General features: G+C 44.7%; 16 protein-coding genes. 14 read left to right on the top strand and 2 right to left on the bottom strand.

Annotation, left to right across the window (positions count from 1 at the left end):
- Window positions 1-95 precede the first annotated feature (95 nt).
- The 11 genes from mbcS to ACRRQV_RS00525 all read left to right on the top strand — a co-directional run bounded on the left by mbcS (window position 96) and on the right by ACRRQV_RS00525 (window position 11,322).
- The gene (mbcS, locus tag ACRRQV_RS00475; protein WP_432526550.1) at window positions 96-1,673 is read left to right on the top strand and encodes an acyl-CoA synthetase MbcS; all 1,578 of its coding nucleotides are present in this window, start codon (window positions 96-98) and stop codon (window positions 1,671-1,673) included.
- Between the two features lie 203 nt (window positions 1,674-1,876).
- Window positions 1,877-2,794, top strand: coding sequence for an EamA family transporter RarD (gene rarD, locus ACRRQV_RS00480; protein WP_432526552.1), 918 nt, complete (start codon window positions 1,877-1,879; stop codon window positions 2,792-2,794).
- Between the two features lie 76 nt (window positions 2,795-2,870).
- Entirely contained in the window at window positions 2,871-3,884 is a 1,014-nt protein-coding gene (sppA, locus tag ACRRQV_RS00485; protein WP_432526554.1) for a signal peptide peptidase SppA, read from the top strand.
- A gap of 12 nt (window positions 3,885-3,896) precedes the next feature.
- The gene (locus ACRRQV_RS00490) at window positions 3,897-4,475 is read left to right on the top strand and encodes an RDD family protein (RefSeq protein ID WP_432526556.1); all 579 of its coding nucleotides are present in this window, start codon (window positions 3,897-3,899) and stop codon (window positions 4,473-4,475) included.
- 40 nt (window positions 4,476-4,515) lie between these two features.
- Entirely contained in the window at window positions 4,516-5,022 is a 507-nt protein-coding gene (gene tpx, locus ACRRQV_RS00495) for a thiol peroxidase (RefSeq protein ID WP_432526558.1), read from the top strand.
- 53 nt (window positions 5,023-5,075) lie between these two features.
- Entirely contained in the window at window positions 5,076-5,999 is a 924-nt protein-coding gene (locus ACRRQV_RS00500; protein ID WP_432526560.1) for a class I SAM-dependent methyltransferase, read from the top strand.
- 95 nt (window positions 6,000-6,094) lie between these two features.
- A complete protein-coding gene (locus tag ACRRQV_RS00505) occupies window positions 6,095-6,280 on the top strand; it encodes a hypothetical protein (RefSeq protein ID WP_432526562.1) in 186 nt (61 codons plus the stop codon).
- A 227-nt stretch (window positions 6,281-6,507) separates the two neighbouring features.
- On the top strand, window positions 6,508-7,029 hold the full coding sequence (locus ACRRQV_RS00510) for an AAA family ATPase (RefSeq protein ID WP_432526564.1): 522 nt from the start codon (window positions 6,508-6,510) through the stop codon (window positions 7,027-7,029).
- Window positions 7,030-7,113: 84 nt separating this feature from the next.
- Window positions 7,114-8,502, top strand: a complete 1,389-nt coding sequence (locus ACRRQV_RS00515; protein ID WP_432526566.1) for a M1 family metallopeptidase — start codon at window positions 7,114-7,116, stop codon at window positions 8,500-8,502.
- 572 nt (window positions 8,503-9,074) lie between these two features.
- Window positions 9,075-10,409 carry a hypothetical protein gene (locus tag ACRRQV_RS00520; RefSeq protein WP_432526568.1) on the top strand — a complete coding sequence of 445 codons (1,335 nt, stop codon included), beginning with the start codon at window positions 9,075-9,077 and terminating at the stop codon, window positions 10,407-10,409.
- 214 nt (window positions 10,410-10,623) lie between these two features.
- Window positions 10,624-11,322, top strand: a complete 699-nt coding sequence (locus ACRRQV_RS00525; RefSeq protein WP_432526570.1) for an aspartate/glutamate racemase family protein — start codon at window positions 10,624-10,626, stop codon at window positions 11,320-11,322.
- A 67-nt stretch (window positions 11,323-11,389) separates the two neighbouring features.
- Here ACRRQV_RS00525 and ACRRQV_RS00530 read toward each other — a convergent pair whose 3' ends face one another.
- A complete protein-coding gene (locus ACRRQV_RS00530) occupies window positions 11,390-11,941 on the bottom strand; it encodes a universal stress protein (protein WP_432526572.1) in 552 nt (183 codons plus the stop codon).
- A gap of 250 nt (window positions 11,942-12,191) precedes the next feature.
- Here ACRRQV_RS00530 and ald point away from each other — a divergent pair, with 250 nt between their 5' ends.
- A complete protein-coding gene (gene ald / locus ACRRQV_RS00535; RefSeq protein ID WP_432526574.1) occupies window positions 12,192-13,307 on the top strand; it encodes an alanine dehydrogenase in 1,116 nt (371 codons plus the stop codon).
- A gap of 40 nt (window positions 13,308-13,347) precedes the next feature.
- Here the strand turns inward: ald and ACRRQV_RS00540 are convergent, their stop codons facing one another.
- A complete protein-coding gene (locus ACRRQV_RS00540; protein ID WP_432526576.1) occupies window positions 13,348-14,439 on the bottom strand; it encodes a M24 family metallopeptidase in 1,092 nt (363 codons plus the stop codon).
- Window positions 14,440-14,532: 93 nt separating this feature from the next.
- On the opposite strand from ACRRQV_RS00540, the gene ACRRQV_RS00545 reads away from it, so the two are divergent.
- Both ACRRQV_RS00545 and ACRRQV_RS00550 read left to right on the top strand, forming a co-directional pair.
- Entirely contained in the window at window positions 14,533-15,213 is a 681-nt protein-coding gene (locus tag ACRRQV_RS00545) for a metal-dependent hydrolase (protein ID WP_432526578.1), read from the top strand.
- A 175-nt stretch (window positions 15,214-15,388) separates the two neighbouring features.
- The gene (locus ACRRQV_RS00550) at window positions 15,389-16,696 is read left to right on the top strand and encodes a DRTGG domain-containing protein (protein WP_432526580.1); all 1,308 of its coding nucleotides are present in this window, start codon (window positions 15,389-15,391) and stop codon (window positions 16,694-16,696) included.
- The last annotated feature ends 9 nt before the right edge of the window (window positions 16,697-16,705 follow it).

The following is a 16,705-nucleotide window of genomic DNA, read 5'->3' on the forward strand; positions in this document are numbered from 1 at the left end:
CGGTTTTTCTTTTTGTTAAATTATTTTGAATAATAAAACTTTACCTGTATAATAATAAAGGCAGAACGCTTAACTAAACATGAGGGGGACTGATTATGAATCGGGAAGAATTACTAGCACCGGAAATGTATAATTTGGTCAACGAAATTGAAAAGTTTGCAACTGGGAATGAGAAACTCGCCATCATTTGGGAAAATGACAAAGGCGACACTGAGCAAGTTACATATGATGAACTGATCAAGCGAGCCAACCGCGCAGCCAATAGTTTTGAAAAAGCAGGATTGGCAAAAGGAGACGTGGTGCTTGTCATGGTGCCGCGCCTCGTTGAAGCTTACGTTTCCTATATTGGAGCTTTAAAAGCAGGGCTTGTGGTCATTCCAAGTTCTGAAATGCTTCGTGCAAAAGACATTTCCTACCGCTTGAACCATAGCGATGCAAAAGCCGTGATCGCTTATGAACCGTTTATGGACCAGTTTGCTGAAGTGGAAGAAATGAACAATGTGGTGAAGTTTGTTATCGGCCATTCGGACAGTTCATGGATTTCGTTGACGGAAGAAATGGAAAGTGCATCTGACCATCATGAAACAGCAGCGACTCGTAACAGCGACATGGCTTTTTTATCTTATACATCCGGTACAACCGGGAACCCCAAAGGCGCTGTCCACAGCCACGGTTGGGCCTTCGCACATCTTCGGACTTCCGCTGAGCACTGGCTTGGCGCAAAAGAAGGCGATCTTGTATGGGCAACGGCAAGCCCAGGCTGGCAAAAATGGATTTGGAGTCCCTTTGTCGCGACATTAGGGAGCGGAGCCACAGGCTTTGTCTATAACGGGAAATTTGATCCTGAAACCTATCTGCAAATTTTGGAGCGACGCAAAATCAACGTGCTTTGCTGCACACCTACCGAATACCGCTTGATGGCCAAACAGAAAAATCTTGCTTCGTTTGATTTGTCTTCGCTGCACAGCGCCGTGTCAGCTGGTGAACCGTTGAACGCGGAAGTGATCAACGTCTTTAAGGAAAACTTCGGCTTAGAAGTGCGCGACGGCTACGGCCAAACCGAAAACACGTTATTGGTCGGCGTTATGAAAGGCATGGAAATCCGCATCGGCTCTATGGGCAAACCGACACCGGGCAACCGCGTGGAAATCATCAACGAATTTGGCGAGCCTGCACAAGCTGGTGAAGTTGGCGATATTGCTGTCCATGTCGACACGCCTGCTTTGTTCAAAGGTTATTTTAAAGATGACGAGCGGACGAAAATGCAATTCCGCGGCGAGTATTACGTAACGGGCGACAAAGCGTCAAAAGACGACGACGGCTATTTCTGGTTTGAAGGGCGCGGCGATGACATCATCATTTCTTCCGGCTACACCATCGGGCCCTTCGAAGTGGAAGACGCGCTCGTCAAACACCCGGCCGTCCAGGAATGTGCGGTCGTCGGTTCCCCAGACGAAATCCGAGGAACGATCGTCAAAGCGTTTGTCGTTCTTGTGTCCGGCAACGAACCAAGCGAAGAACTTGTAAAAGGCTTGCAGGAACATGTGAAAGAATTGACCGCGCCTTATAAATACCCAAGAGCGATTGAATTTTTGCAGGAGCTGCCAAAAACCGCTTCCGGAAAAATCCGCCGAGTTGAATTGCGACAACTGGAGAAAAATAAAAAGCAATAACTTTTCGAGGGCATTTACTTTCTTTGTATGACAAGCATGAATGTATTGCATTCAATTTAAGTTATTACTAAATAAAAGCAGCGAAACAGCCGGCATTCAATGATACCGGCTGTTTTCTATTGTTTACTTTACTAAAGGAGGGGCATATAATTAGACTGTTATTTCGATAATCAAAATAAAAAAAGAGTGGTGGCAACAGCGGCATGGCAGAAGAAAAAAAAGGAATGCTTTATACAATACTTACTTATACCATTTGGGGATTCTTGCCGATTTATTGGAAGCAAGTGGGCGATGTCGCCAGCGACGAAATTTTAACGGCCCGCATTTTCTGGGCGTTTTGGTTGACCCTTGCATTTATTTTTTTGATTCGCGGCGGGAAATTTTTGTTCGCTGATTTGAAAGCTTTGTGGAAATCAAAGAAAACGTTCTTCACTTTGATGGCCGCTTCTTATTTAATTACCGCTAACTGGTTTTTGTACATCTTTGCAGTTACCAATGACCGGATCGTCGAGACGAGTTTAGGGTATTATGTGAACCCACTCGTATCCGTTCTTCTCGGGGTGTTTTTCTTAAAAGAAAAACTAACGCCAGCCATCAAAGTGGCATTTGGACTAGCAGCGGCGGGCGTCATTATTTTAACCGTTTCGTACGGGACGTTTCCGTGGCTTGCTTTTGGAATGGCCTTTACCTTTGCGTTTTATGGCTTGATTAAAAAAACGATCAAGCTGAATGCGCTGCGCGGGTTGGCGCTTGAAACCTTGTTTGTCTTGCCAGTGGCGACCTTGTATTACATTTATTTGTTTTATACTGGAGAAGCTGCCTTTTTGCATGGAAGCGGTTCTACGGATATACTTTTAATTTTAAGCGGAGCGGCTACAGCTTTGCCGCTTGTACTGTTTGCAACAGGCGCTCCATTGATTCCGATGTACATGATCGGCTTCTTGCAGTATATCGCGCCGACGTTCATGCTGATCATTGGCGTGTTGATGTACGGTGAATCATTCGGGTTGATTGAATTGGTTTCATTTTCGTTAATTTGGTTGGCGTTGATTTTGTTTACGGTATCAAAAGTCATGGAAGTCCGGAGCACGAGAAAAGAGAAAATGAACGCTGTGGTATGAATGAAAAAATTCGGGTGAAACATTTTTCGGATTTTCACGTATAGTATAAAGAAGAACAGAGGAGGGAAATCAATTCATGAACACAAAAAGATGGATCGCGATTGTTGCTGCTGTTGTTGTATTTGGAATTTCAATTGCGATCAATTCGGCATTTGCTTTATTCCAAAATGATTGGGATGCAGGGATGGATGATTTGCTGCCAACCGGCGAAGCGGGATTTAGCGAATATATCATTGAAGAAGGCAGCTTCGACTCGCGAATCGCAGTGTTGAACGTAGAAGGCGTTATTCAAGACACGGGAGAATCGGCTTCGTTGTTTGGTTCGACTGGCTATAACCACACTTTTTTTATGGAACAATTGGAACAAGTGAAAGCCGATAGCTCGGTTAAAGCGATTATGTTGAAAGTCAATTCACCAGGCGGCGGCGTCGTGGAATCTGCTGAGATCTACGACAAAATCATGGAAATCAAGGAAGAAACGAAAAAGCCGATTTACGTTTCCATGGGAGCGACTGCAGCTTCAGGCGGCTATTACATTTCAGCGCCTGCCGATAAGATTTTCGTCAACGAAGAAACGTTGACCGGCTCGATTGGCGTCATTATGGAAAGCGTCAATTACGGCGAACTTGCTGAACGCTACGGCATTGATTTTGTCACGATCAAATCTGGAGAATTCAAAGACATCATGAGCCCGACACGCGACATGACGGATGCTGAACAGGATCTTCTCCAAGGAATGATCAATGAATCCTATGAATCTTTCGTAGACATCATCGAAGAAGGCCGCGGAATGTCGGAACAAGAAGTCAAAGAATTTGCAGATGGACGCATCATGAGCGGACGCCAAGCGGTTAAATTGAATTTGGCAGATGACATCGGTTTTGAAGAAGACGTGATCAAGCAGCTGCGGACAGATTTTGGTTTGGAAGATGCCGAAGTATTTGAATATGGCCAATCTCAAGGATGGGGTTCTCTGTTATCGATGAAAATGAATTCATTCTTAGGCAACGACATCGAAACCCAAATGCTTGGCAAACTATTTACAGATTACAACTCACCGCGGATGATGTACTTATACGGCGAAAAATAAGGAGGGGCGATTATGGCTGAACAAACGAATGAAGAAACCCAGGCTGCGGCAATTACGCAAAAGATTTTGCCTCCTGCACCGACGTATGAAGAAGTCTTATTTTACGAACGCAAGCCAGCCGGTTTTTGGGTCAGATTCTGGGCTTATTTAATTGACCTTCTTGTCATCGCCGGGCTTACATCCATTCTGATCAAACCGGTATTTGCAATTGTCGGATTGGAGACGAATGATGCGGTTTGGTATGCGCCGTACGCCATTTTATCGGCTCTCGTGTTTTACAGTTATTTTGTCTTCTTGACAAAATTCTTTAACCAGACCGTCGGCAAAATGATTTTGGGCATCCGTGTGGTGTCATTAAAAGAAGATTCACTTTCATGGGGCACGCTGTTATTCCGGGAATGGATTGGCCGTTTTATCTCTGCGGTCATTTGGCCGTTGTATGCAATTATCGGATTTACACCGCTTAAACAAGGAATACATGACTTTATCGCAGATACCACAGTAGTCCACGAAGAAGCGTACCGGAAACGGAAGATGATGCAAAAGAAAAAATCGGTAAGCTCGGAGTTGCAAGAAACTAAAGCGTTTTAGTAAAATAAGTAGCTGAAGATAAAAATTGGAGGCGTTTTGATTGGTTCAAATTACATTTAAGCAAAACCCGGTGACGTTGCCAGGGCATGAAGTGAAAGCGGGCGACCAAGCTCCAGCATTTACCGTTCTTGCGAATGACTTAAGCCCGGTTACACTGCAAGACAGCGCAGGCAAAGCTCGGTTGATCAGCGTGGTTCCATCCCTTGATACAGGCGTTTGCTCGCTGCAGACAAAACGTTTTGAACAAGAAGCGGCTTCATTTGGCGAGAACGTAGAAGTGCTGACCATTTCAGCGGACTTGCCATTTGCGCAAAAACGCTGGGTCGCAGAAAATGGTACAGAGGGCATTACGACGCTGTCTGATCACCGCGATTTGTCTTTCGGAGATGCATACGGAGTTTCCATGCAGGAATTGCGCTTGCTCGCCCGTTCGATTTTCGTCATTGATGCAAACGACAAAGTCGCTTATGTGGAATATGTTCCAGAAGGAACCGACCATCCTGATTACGATAAAGCAATTGAAGCAGTAAAAGGACTAACAAACTAATACAAGAAACCCACTCTTACCGAGTGGGTTTCCTTATTGAGGGCGGAGAATACATGATTTCATCTATGGAAAAAATCTTTACATTTATTGATAACGAAGCGACGACTATCCAAAAAAAACAGGACATGCCGTATTTAGACAGTTTGCTGTTGGTTACTGAAAGCTGGTTGGATGGACATATTCAGCCGGAAGAGCAAGCGGGCAAAGAAGATATCCGCAAAGCGATTCAATTGGCCGTATTAAAAGGCATGAAAGAACATGTGCAGCCGCATCACCAAATGACGCCGGACGCGTTAGGGCTGCTTGTCGGCTATCTGGTAGAGCTGTTTGTAAAAAAAGAGCGGTTCACGATTCTCGATCCTGCTATTGGAACCGGCAATTTATTGTTTACGGTGATGAATTATTTGGATGGCCGCATTGAAGGAGCGGGCGTCGAGCTGGATGACATGCTCATCCGCCTCGCTTCCAACACCGGCAACCTATTGGAACAGCCCGTTACGCTGTACTTGCAAGATGCCTTGCAGCCGCTTTTGATTGATCCCGTCGATGCGGTCGTTTCGGATTTGCCGGTCGGCTATTATCCGGATGAGGAAAATGCCGGCACGTACGACTTACAAGCAGAAGAAGGCATGTCGTATGCCCATCATTTGTTTATCGAGCAATCGCTAAAGCATACGGGTGATGGCGGCTACTTGTTTTTCGTTATTCCAAAAGCGCTGTTTGAATCGCCACAAGCCAACCAATTGCATAAATTCTTGAAAAAACAAGCATACATCCAATCCGTTATGGAATTGCCGGATTCACTCTTTAAAAATTCCACGCATGCAAAAGGCATTTTGGTGCTTCAAAAGAAAAAAGAAGGCGTAAAAGCGCCTAAAGAAGTGCTGCTTGCCCGAGTGCCGAACATGTCGAAACCGGAAGCGATGGCCAAGTTCTTTTCCCAAGTCAGCGGCTGGTTCAAAGAAAATAAGGGTTGAGCAAAACGGCAGCCAAAAGAATAAACAGCCAGTTTTGTGGTATAATAAAAAACATAAAGCCACTTAGAAAACTTAACAGAAAAGAGGGATGGCACATGACGGAATCAAACGATGCGCCTAAAAAAATCAGTTTGCAAGAAGCGGTGAAACGCCAGCTTGAAGCCAAAAAGAACCAAGGTGCGGCTAATCAAGGCGGCAGCAACGTTTCCAAAGAAACGAAAAAAATGAAAAGCCAGCAAACAAAAAAAGTAAGCAACACACGCCGTAAAATGGGCGTGTAACCCAAAACCGGCCATGTGCCGGTTTTTTTATTTGGCTGGAAACGATTAGGCGCGATAACTTGGAGTCTATGCTTACTCTGCGAAAATAATAGGCATTTTACGATGAAAAGCAGAAGATTTAACATGCGCTAAACGGTTAGGTGTGGTTATAATCGAAAAGAGAGTTTCCAAAAAATGCAATAAATACAGGAGGGACTATGGCTGCCGATTTATTAGCTTGTCTACTTATGGAGAAAAAAGAACAGTGGACAGCCTGGCCCTTTGTCGCTGCAATAGATGGCTTCAGCGGATCGGGAAAAACCACGTTGGCAATTGACCTGAAATGCAAGTTGGAGGAGCGGGAAAAGACAGTGTCCGTGATTCACTTGGATGATTATGTGCGGGAGCGTTCGAAGCGCTATAACACCGGCTTTCCCGAGTGGCATGAGTATTATTATTTGCAATGGGATGTAGAAAACTTGAAAAATGAATTATTTCCCATATTGCGGAGTGGCCAAATCCAAACAGATTTTGTGTTGGTTGAAGGGATATTTTTGCAGCGGACGGCGTGGAGCGAATGGTTTGATTGGGCGCTTTTTGTCGATTGCCCTAGAGAAATAAGGTATGAACGGATTTTGTCCCGCGGCACGTATCAAGGAAAGCTGGAAGACCGCAGAGCTCTTTACGAAAATCGATATTGGCCGGGGGAAGAACATTATTTGGCAACAGAAAAGCCGATGGAAAAAGCGGATAAGATAATCAAGTCATAATTAATCACTAGTCGAGCAGCTGGCTTCCATTAAAAACGAAGGAAATTGCAACGTCCATTCAGTAAATAAACAAGGGGATGCGAAATGAGGCCGATAAAAAAGAAATGGCTATGGATCGGAATAGGAGCGGTGCTGCTTATGGGCATCACCGCTTATTATTGGTTTCAAGCAAATGATGGTTCAGCCGCCGGCAAGCTGGACCCGGAAGCAAGCGCTACGTATGAGTTGGACGTTACTCTTGATGAAGCGAATAGTTTTCAAATTAATGCCAAAATTGAAGTGCTCAATGAGTCCAAAGAATCTTGGGATACGATCGGTTTTTATTTTATTCCAAATGCCATCAACGAAGAAGCTGTGCCGGGTTTGATGCAAGATTCAGCGAGCACGGCCATTTCCTCGGTAAAGGAAGCGAATGATGTAGCCGCGTATAGTTTGGAAAACAACGAACTGCTTGTTGAGTTAAAAGAAGAACTGTTGCCTGGCGAGAAGCGCTTAGTGGACATTAGTTATCGGCTTTCGCTTCCGGAAGACGGGCTGCGCTTGTCCCGGAAAGGCAATAACTTTTACTTGGCGCAGTGGTATCCGATGCTCGGCTATTACCAGAATGGCTGGACCATTGAAGACTTTGACATGAAAGGCGAATCGTATCATACGGGATATAGCGACTTTTTAGTATCATATCAGCTGCCGAGAAACTACTTGGTAGCCAGTTCAGCAGAAGATGGAAAAATCCAAGAAAACGCATCTGGCCAAGTGAAAGGAACGGCAATCAAAGATTTTTATTTGGCGTTTATGGACCCGGCAGAATGGTCCACGCATAGCGCAAAAGCCAATGACACCGTTTTAAGGTTTTTCTTGCCGAAAGATACGGAAATCATGGACGAAACCATCGAGACTGCCCAACTGGCCTATGCCTTTTTTGAAAAGCAGATCGGCGATAACCCCTCCAGTGAACTGGACATCATCGCAAATGACGGCAATATGGAATATCCGAATGCCATCGAAGTGGCGAGCGGCCGGCGAAATTTAGAGCAAGTGCTAGTCCATGAAATCGCCCATCAATGGTTTTATTACCTCGTATCGAACGATCCTTACACGGACGCTTGGCTTGATGAAAGTGTAACGGAATACGCAGCATCGTTGTTTATCGCGGACCGGTACGGTGATGAGAAATTCGGATTCGAATCAGCTGCCCTTATGTCCGAAGCGTATAAAACGAATAAATTCAGTAATTTGCCGCTCGACCAATACGAAGAAGCCGAATATTATGCCACCATTTACGGCAAGACGCCGCTTCTTTTAAGAGATTTTTTCAACGAGCGGGGCGGAGCGCAAGAAGCGTGGCTGTTTTTTTCTGCCTATTACAATCAGCATCAGTTTCATACGGTTGACAGCGAAACGTTTGTCGCGTTCATGGATGCGTATTACGGAGAAGAAGTCCACGGGTATTTTAAAAAATGGCTGAAAATATAATGAAAAAAAGACAGCAGTTGAGTATTTCTCAATTGCTGTCTTTTCGCGTGAAATGTTTAAACCAATACGGCTTCCAGTTCCGGAGCGGCAATGGCTTCGGTTGTTTCGGTTACAAAAAAGCGTTTATGCCACACGAGGAACATAAAGACCGTCCACATTTACTTTGATTTCTCCTGAAAAAAGCTTGAGCATCAACTAGCAGGATCAACTCGCACCTGCAGTGTTTCAATTGAAATGTTTATGAGCTTTTCAAGGAAAAGATGCATGAACAAGGCAAAATGGGGGAATGCCTATATTAAGAGATCTCCTTTGCCGGTTTGTAAAAAAGGCAAAGAGAAAAGGTGAGGTGCATGGAAAAACTGATACATTCTTTTTTTAAGCTGCTGTTGTTTTGTGTTGTTTTAATTGCCAGCTACTTATTAATTTTCAGCCAAAGGATGGAAAACGCTATTGCAATCACTGTTCTTCTGCTTTTCTTATGTTTGATTTTAGTTTGGGCAAGCATAGTCGGGTTAGCGAAGGGCAAGCTTGGCTTTTTGAATATCCAGAAAAGGTCGGAAGCGGCTAAGGTAATGGTGTTTTCAATTTTATTCAGCATCGCCATTGTTGGGCTTGCAATCGGTAATGGCGCTAGTGAATATGGACTGGAAGGAGAAAACCCAGGAATTGCTGATAAAACTCGTTTTATCGCAAGCATTTATATCCCCGTACCTACTCAGGAAAACTTGGAAGAAAAAGATATTAACGGCATCACTTATTTCTACCAAAAGGCCAATGAAAAACAAATCAGCGAGTACGATGCGCTGTTAAACCAAAACCGAAGGGCGTATGAAGATCTTTTTGGAACTGGAAACGGCGAACCGCTGGCAGTTGAAATCCATAAAGATTTGGAATCACTGCAGGCTGCTTCTTTTTTAGATGATGTCGGCGGCTATTACAACGCCATCAACCAAACCATCCACTTGCAAGCCGAAGAAGAATATTGGGAAACGATGCTCCTCCATGAATACACCCATTACCACATTGACCAATATCTCACCCAACGCAACATACCCCTAGACGAGATTCCTCAGTGGTTTCAAGAAGGTTCCGCAGAATATATGGGAAACAAAGGTGAACTGCCATATGATTATGAAAAGGTGGAAACAGTCGACTTTCGGTTGCTGGACACAAATGATGGCTTTCATGACACCGCAAACGAGTCTTTTGATCCGTATGTGCAAAGTTATTTGGCGGTAGTGTCTCTTGTGCAACTTCATGGAGAAGGCATTATAACTGAATTATTGTTAGCGAAGACAACCGAAGAATTTTATGAAAAGATCGAAGCGGCGGCTCAACAAGATTTGGCAACTTTCCAAGAAACATTTATAGACAGCCTCATTTTAGAAAGGCAAAAAATTAGAGAAAAAGTTGAATGGGCAAAAAAAGCGATTGAAATTGAACAGTTTGAAGAGGCGGAAGTGATATTAACTGAGTTATTACAGGAAAAAGATGCAGGAGTTGTGGAAGAAGCGGCTTGGCTGTTGAGCGATCTTTATGTGGCGCAAGGGCTCTACGGTGAACTGGCAGCGTTGTTGGAAAAGAAAGTAGAACAAGGAGATTCTTGGTCAAAGGTCGGGGATTTGATTCAATTAGGTGAAGTATACTTATTGATCGATCCTTCTCAAGCACTGGAATTCGTAAAACAGGCACATGAGGAAAAAGCGGCAGGTGATATTGTGGCATACGACACTAGAAAATTGATTGCTATTTACGAAAAAATTGCTTCAGAGCAAGCGTTGGAAGGCTATAAACAGTTGTTTGAAGAAGAGTTGATTTTTCATGAGTTCATCCGAAACGAATTACACGAAAAATTGAAGAACGAATATCCGGAAGCTTTTCACGGGAAATTGGGAGAGTGGCCTTAAATGAATGCATCCATTTTGTAAAGCGAAAAGCCGCCGTAGCTTTTCGCTTTTTTAGGTTCTAATTTTGCAGAGAAAGCCCCAAAAGAAAAGGTTAAGCCTTGCAAAAAAAGTGAAATATCATTAATGTATGAAGCTAGAAGGTTTTTTGAGAGAAGCTCAAAAAGCTTTCCAACAATTTGAAAAATACTTTACTTATAAGGGTCGGTCATACATTATGAAGAAAAAAATATTGGGCATTGTTGGAGGCGTCGGGCCTTTGGCAACGATGTTCATCGGCGAGATGATTGTACGGCATACAAAAGCCGCCTCAGACCAAGAACATCTTTACAGCATCATATCAAATAATACATCCATTCCGGATCGCACAACGTACATATTGGATCGGTCAAATGACAATCCTGTTCCGGTCATGATTTCAGACGCCAAAAAATTAGCGTCAATCGGTGCGGAGCTGGTTATTATCCCGTGCAACACAGCTCATACGTTTTACGATGAGCTGCAAAAAGAATCTCCGGTTCCCATTATTCATATGATTCGGGAAACTATCAGGCGGGCAGCGGATCAAGGGGCAAAAAGAGTCGGAATTTTAGCGACTACCGGAACGATCACTTCGGCAGTTTACCAACAGGCGTGCAAAGAATTTGGCCTAAAGGCCGTTTTGCCTGATGAAGCGACGCAAGCGAAAGTCATGTCGTTGATCTATGACAATATCAAAGCAGGGAAAAAGACGGACGCAGCTATGTGGTCAGAGATCGACCGGTACATGAAAGACCAAGCGTGCGACCGGGTGGTATTGGGCTGCACGGAGTTGTCGATTGTAAAACAAGAAATGGATTTGGAAGACTTTTACTTGGATTCCTTGCTGGTGCTGGCTGAAACGGCAATCGTCGCCTGCGGCTACGAGCTAGTTTAGTTAATTTAACAAGAAAAAACCTTTTCGCGATTTACGTGAAAAGGTTTTTTCTTGTATTAGCCAAAAATTAACGTCTGCCGATGTCTTTTCCAACATCCAATTGGCGATCGGAATCTCCAGGGTAATTTTGCTCAATTTCACTGCCTGTTTCATAGCCTTCTGGAATCTCGTCGTACGGTTCTTCGGTCCGGACAACCAGTACGTCGCATTTTGCAGATCGGACGATATGTTCGGATACGCTGCCGATCAAAAAGCGTTCTACGGCGTTTAACCCGGTAGCGCCGCAAATGATGAGATCTGCATGGACTCTGCCAGCTAGATCCCGTGAAATCAATGTTTTAGGAGAGCCATAATCAACGACGGTATTCACTTTCTGGACGCCATGAGCAATTGCTTCGTTTTTGTAGTTGTTCAACAAGTCTTCAGCAAACTTCTGAGCGCGGTCTGCAATGGAGCGGTCGTAAGCTTCAATCGCAGCAAACGAGCGGGTGTCAATTATGTTTGCCAAGTTCAACGTCGCATTGTTCCGTTTGGCGATGCCGACTGATTTTTTAAATGCCCATTCCGCTTCTTTGGAACCGTCCACTGCGACTAAAATCTGTGAATATTGTAAAGTCATAGCGCATTCCTCCCTTTTCTTACTAAACAAGTTCGCTAATACAGGAGCATATTCCTGCTTTTTAGTAGAATTTTCGCATTAATTTATTTGGGAACACTGCAATATAATATTAATTGACTTTAAATGCGCACAACGAAAGTTCAATAATTGCTTGGTGTAGAAATAAATAAAGCGCAAACATGAAATATCTGATAGAATGGATTTGCCTTGAGATTATTATTCTCAATTACATTTAATGGAGGGTTTTACCATGCGTATCGGAGTTCCAACTGAAGTAAAAAACAATGAAAATCGAGTGGCAATGACGCCAGCCGGCGTTGTCAACTTGACCCTATTTGGACACGAAGTCGTTATTGAATCGGGAGCAGGGCTTGGTTCTGGCTTTACCGATGAAGACTATAAAACTGCTGGCGCTCAAATCGTTGCAACTGCAGAAGAAGCTTGGGCGCAAGAAATGGTCATGAAAGTTAAAGAGCCGGTTCCTTCTGAATATCGTTATTTCAGAGAAGGTCTAATACTTTTTACATATCTACATTTAGCTCCAGAACCGGAATTGACACAAGCATTGCTTGAAGCGAAAGTAGTGGGCATCGCTTATGAAACGGTCCAACTTCCGAACAACTCGTTGCCGCTGCTTACACCAATGAGTGAAGTGGCAGGCAAAATGTCCACGCAAATCGGCGCGCAGTTCTTGGAGAAAATCCACGGAGGCGGCGGAATTTTGCTAGGCGGCATTCCTGGCGTTTCACGCGGCAAAGTAACGGTCATCGGCGGTGGTGTAGCCGGTACGCACGCAGCGAAAGTTGCAGTCGGAATGGGCGCAAACGTAACCATCCTTGATTTGAACCCGGATCGCCTGCGCCAGTTGGATGATTTGTTCGGACAAGATGTACAGACGCTGATTTCAAATCCATTCAATATCGCAGATTCAGTAAAAGAATCAGATTTAGTAGTAGGGGCTGTATTAATCCCAGGAGCGAAAGCACCGAAATTGGTAACAGAAGATATGATCAAGTCAATGAAACCTGGATCTGTTGTAGTGGACATCGCAATTGACCAAGGCGGTATTTTCGAAACAAGCGACCGCATCACGACTCACGACAATCCGACTTACTTGAAGCACGATGTGGTTCATTACGCAGTGGCAAACATGCCGGGCGCCGTTCCGCGGACATCGACAATCGGTTTGACCAATGTGACGGTTCCTTACGCTGTTCAAATTGCGAACAAAGGCTATGAAAAAGCGATTCTTGAAAATGAAGCATTGAAAAAAGGCGTCAACACACTAAACGGCTATGTAACATACAAAGCGGTTGCTGACGACCAAGGTCTGGAATACAAATCAGTCGACGAAGTTTTGGCATAAGAAAAAGGCGGTTCCGATACTCGGAACCGCCTTTTTGCGTTTAAAGAATTTGAAGTGTTTTCGGAAATTTGGTCAAGACTTCGACGCCGTCAGCCGTAACCGCGACATCGTCTTCGATGCGCACGCCGACTTTTCCTGGCACATAAACACCGGGTTCAATCGTAAAGACCATGCCAGCTTCCAGCTTTAACTCGTTTGAGCCATGAAGAGAAGGGAATTCATGGACTGAAATGCCAAGGCCGTGGCCAAGGCGGTGCGTGAAGAATTCGCCATAGCCTTCGTTTTCAATCACTAGGCGGGCGGTTTGGTCAAGTGCAGCTGCAGTGACGCCTGGCTTAACGGCATCGACGGCTGCTTGTTCTGCGCGCATCACCACGTCATAAACCGCTTTTTGTTCTTCGTTCGGCTCACCAAAAGCGACGGTCCGGGTAATGTCCGAGCAATAGCCTTTATGGACAACACCTAGGTCAAACAAAACCAAATCGCCTTTTTGGATTTTGCGGTCGCCGGTCTTGCCATGTGGCGATGCCGCTTTTGATCCGCTAAGTACGGTTGTATCAAATGACATGTGCGTGACGCCGCGTTTTTTTAACGCCAATTCAATTTCTGTCATCACTTCGATTTCGGTAATGCCTTCTTTGATTGATTTGCAGCCAACTTCGATGGCGTAATCGGCAAGAGCCGCTGCTTCTCTTAAAATTTCAAGCTCCGCTTCATCTTTGACGACACGCATGGCGTTCACTTTATCGTCCAATTGGACAAATTGAATGGCGCCGAACAGTGATATCAATGCATCATAGCGGTCAACGGTCATATGCGATTTTTCAATCGCCAATGACTTTATTTCTGTGCCGCGTGACAAAGCAGTTTGGTGAAGGATCTCCATCGCATTTTGTGTATCCGCATGGCCAACGATTTCTCCTGCCCAGCCGGCGTTCTTCGCATCCGGAATTTCCATTTGCGGACAAATCAAAAACGGCGCCGCTTCTTGGAATACCATAACGCCTAGGAGCCGTTCATGCGGATTGCTCTTAAAGCTGCTGACATAAAAAACATTGTCCGGATTGGTGATGAATGCCGCATCGATCGATTGTTCGCGCAAATAAGTTTGTAGTTGCTCAATTTTATTCATATGTATTGCCTCCTTTATATGTGTAGCTTATCAAACTTCAGGGTATAAAACAGCTAGAAAATGTTCTGAAAAAATAAAATTTGGAGGGATTAGATGCAAGTTTCATACCATGGACATTCAATCGTCAAAATCAAAACAGGAAATTATACTATTTTAATTGACCCATTCATCACCGGAAACGAACTGACCGATCTGCAGGTGGCCAATGAAAAACCGGATGCCATTTTTCTGACGCACGCCCATAACGACCACGTAGGGGACACATTGGATTTGGCTTTAAACAACAATGCGCAAGTGATAGCTCCGGTTGAATTGGCGAACTACTTAGGAAGCAAAGGCGCTAAAACCGTCGGGATGAATTTAGGCGGCGCTCATGAATTTGAATTTGGCACCGTGAAATTCACCAAAGCGTTTCACAGCTCTTCCTACACATCTTCTGACGATGGAGTCATTTACGGCGGCATGCCGGCCGGTATTATATTTAAAGCAGAAGGGAAAACGGTCTACCATGCAGGGGATACGGAAGTGTTTGGCGATATGGAACTGATCGGCAAAATGAACGCGATCGACTTGGCGTTTGTACCAATCGGCGATTTCTTTACGATGGGGCCTCAAGACGCTGCTTTTGCTGTTGACTTGTTGAAACCCAAAACCGTGGTTCCGATCCACTATAATACTTTCCCGCCGATCAAACAGGATCCGGAGGAATTTAAGAAACTGGTAGAAAACGCAGAAGTGAACGTCCTGCAAGTTGGTGGAGTTATTGATTTGTAAATGCTAAACCGAAGAGGTTATCTCTTCGGTTTTTTTATTTGTCTTCTTCGAACCCCCTTGTTGAAACAAAATAAGTACATAAATCAGCCAAAGAGCAGACAAAAAATGAAACGAGAAAAATAAATGTCTATGGTACACTAAAAAGAACAGCATTTCAGAAAGAACAGGTGAAACTATGGCGACGAAACATGAACAGATATTGGATTACATTGAGACGCTAGCAGTTGGTGAAAAAATTTCGGTGAGGCGCATTGCGAAAGATCTTCACGTCAGCGAAGGAACGGCTTACCGGGCCATCAAAGAAGCGGAAACAAAAAGGCTCGTTTCGACCATTGAACGCGTCGGCACCATCCGCATCGAGCGGAAAAAGAAAGAAAATATCGAACGGCTCACCTATGCCGAAATCGTCAACATCGTAGATGGTCAAGTGCTGGGGGGGCGCGCCGGACTCCACAAATCGCTGACGAAATTTGTCATCGGTGCCATGCAGCTAGATGACATGATGCGCTATACCGAAGCTGGGAATTTACTGATTGTCGGCAACCGTGTCAAGGCGCATGAATACGCACTGCAGGCTGGAGCGGCGGTTTTGGTGACGGGCGGCTTTGACGCCTCGGATGCAGTGAAAAAGTTAGCGGATGAATTTGAACTGCCGATTATTTCGACAAGCTACGACACATTTACGGTTGCGACGATGATCAACCGGGCCATCTATGACCAGCTCATCAAAAAAGAAATTCTCTTGATCGAAGATATTCTGATTCCGTTGGAAAATACCGATGTTCTCCATTTCAAAGAACCGATTAGCAAATACAACGATTTAAACCAGGCAACGTCGCACGGAGGATTTCCTGTAGTGGATGAATCAGGCAAACTCGTCGGCATCATTACGTCACGAGACGTGATTGGCCATGCATCTTCTGAGGCGATTGAAAAAGTGATGACGAAAGACCCAATTACCGTGTCCATGCAAACAAGCGTGGCTGCAGCAGGGCATCGCATGATTTGGGAAGGCATTGATTTATTGCCGGTCACCGATGACCACGGCAAATTAAAAGGCATCATTAGCCGCCAAGACGTTTTAAAAGCAATCCAAACCGCACAGCGGCAGCCGCAGCAAGGCGAAACAATTGATGACATCATCAAAAGCCAGCTCCGCTTGCAAAGCGGCGACAAACTGGCGATGGAGTTCCGGGTGACGCCGCAAATGACCAATGCGTACGGCTCCATTTCGTATGGTGCCTATACGACCATTTTGGCGGAAGCGGGAACGACGGCTTTAAAAACAAGAAACCGAAAAGACAGCGTCTTGGAAAACATGGCGGTTTACTTTTTAAAGCCGATCCAGCACGACTCGGTCATGCTCGTCAAACCGGTTATCTTGGATATGAGCCGAAAGTCGGCAAAAGTCGATATCGAAGTGTCGTTTGAAAACGAAATCGTCGGCAAAGCGTTGTTGACGTTCCAATTATTAGATCGGTAAACAAAAAAA

It is taken from the genome of Planococcus sp. YIM B11945, from assembly GCF_050864155.1.
Lineage (GTDB): Bacteria > Bacillota > Bacilli > Bacillales_A > Planococcaceae > Planococcus.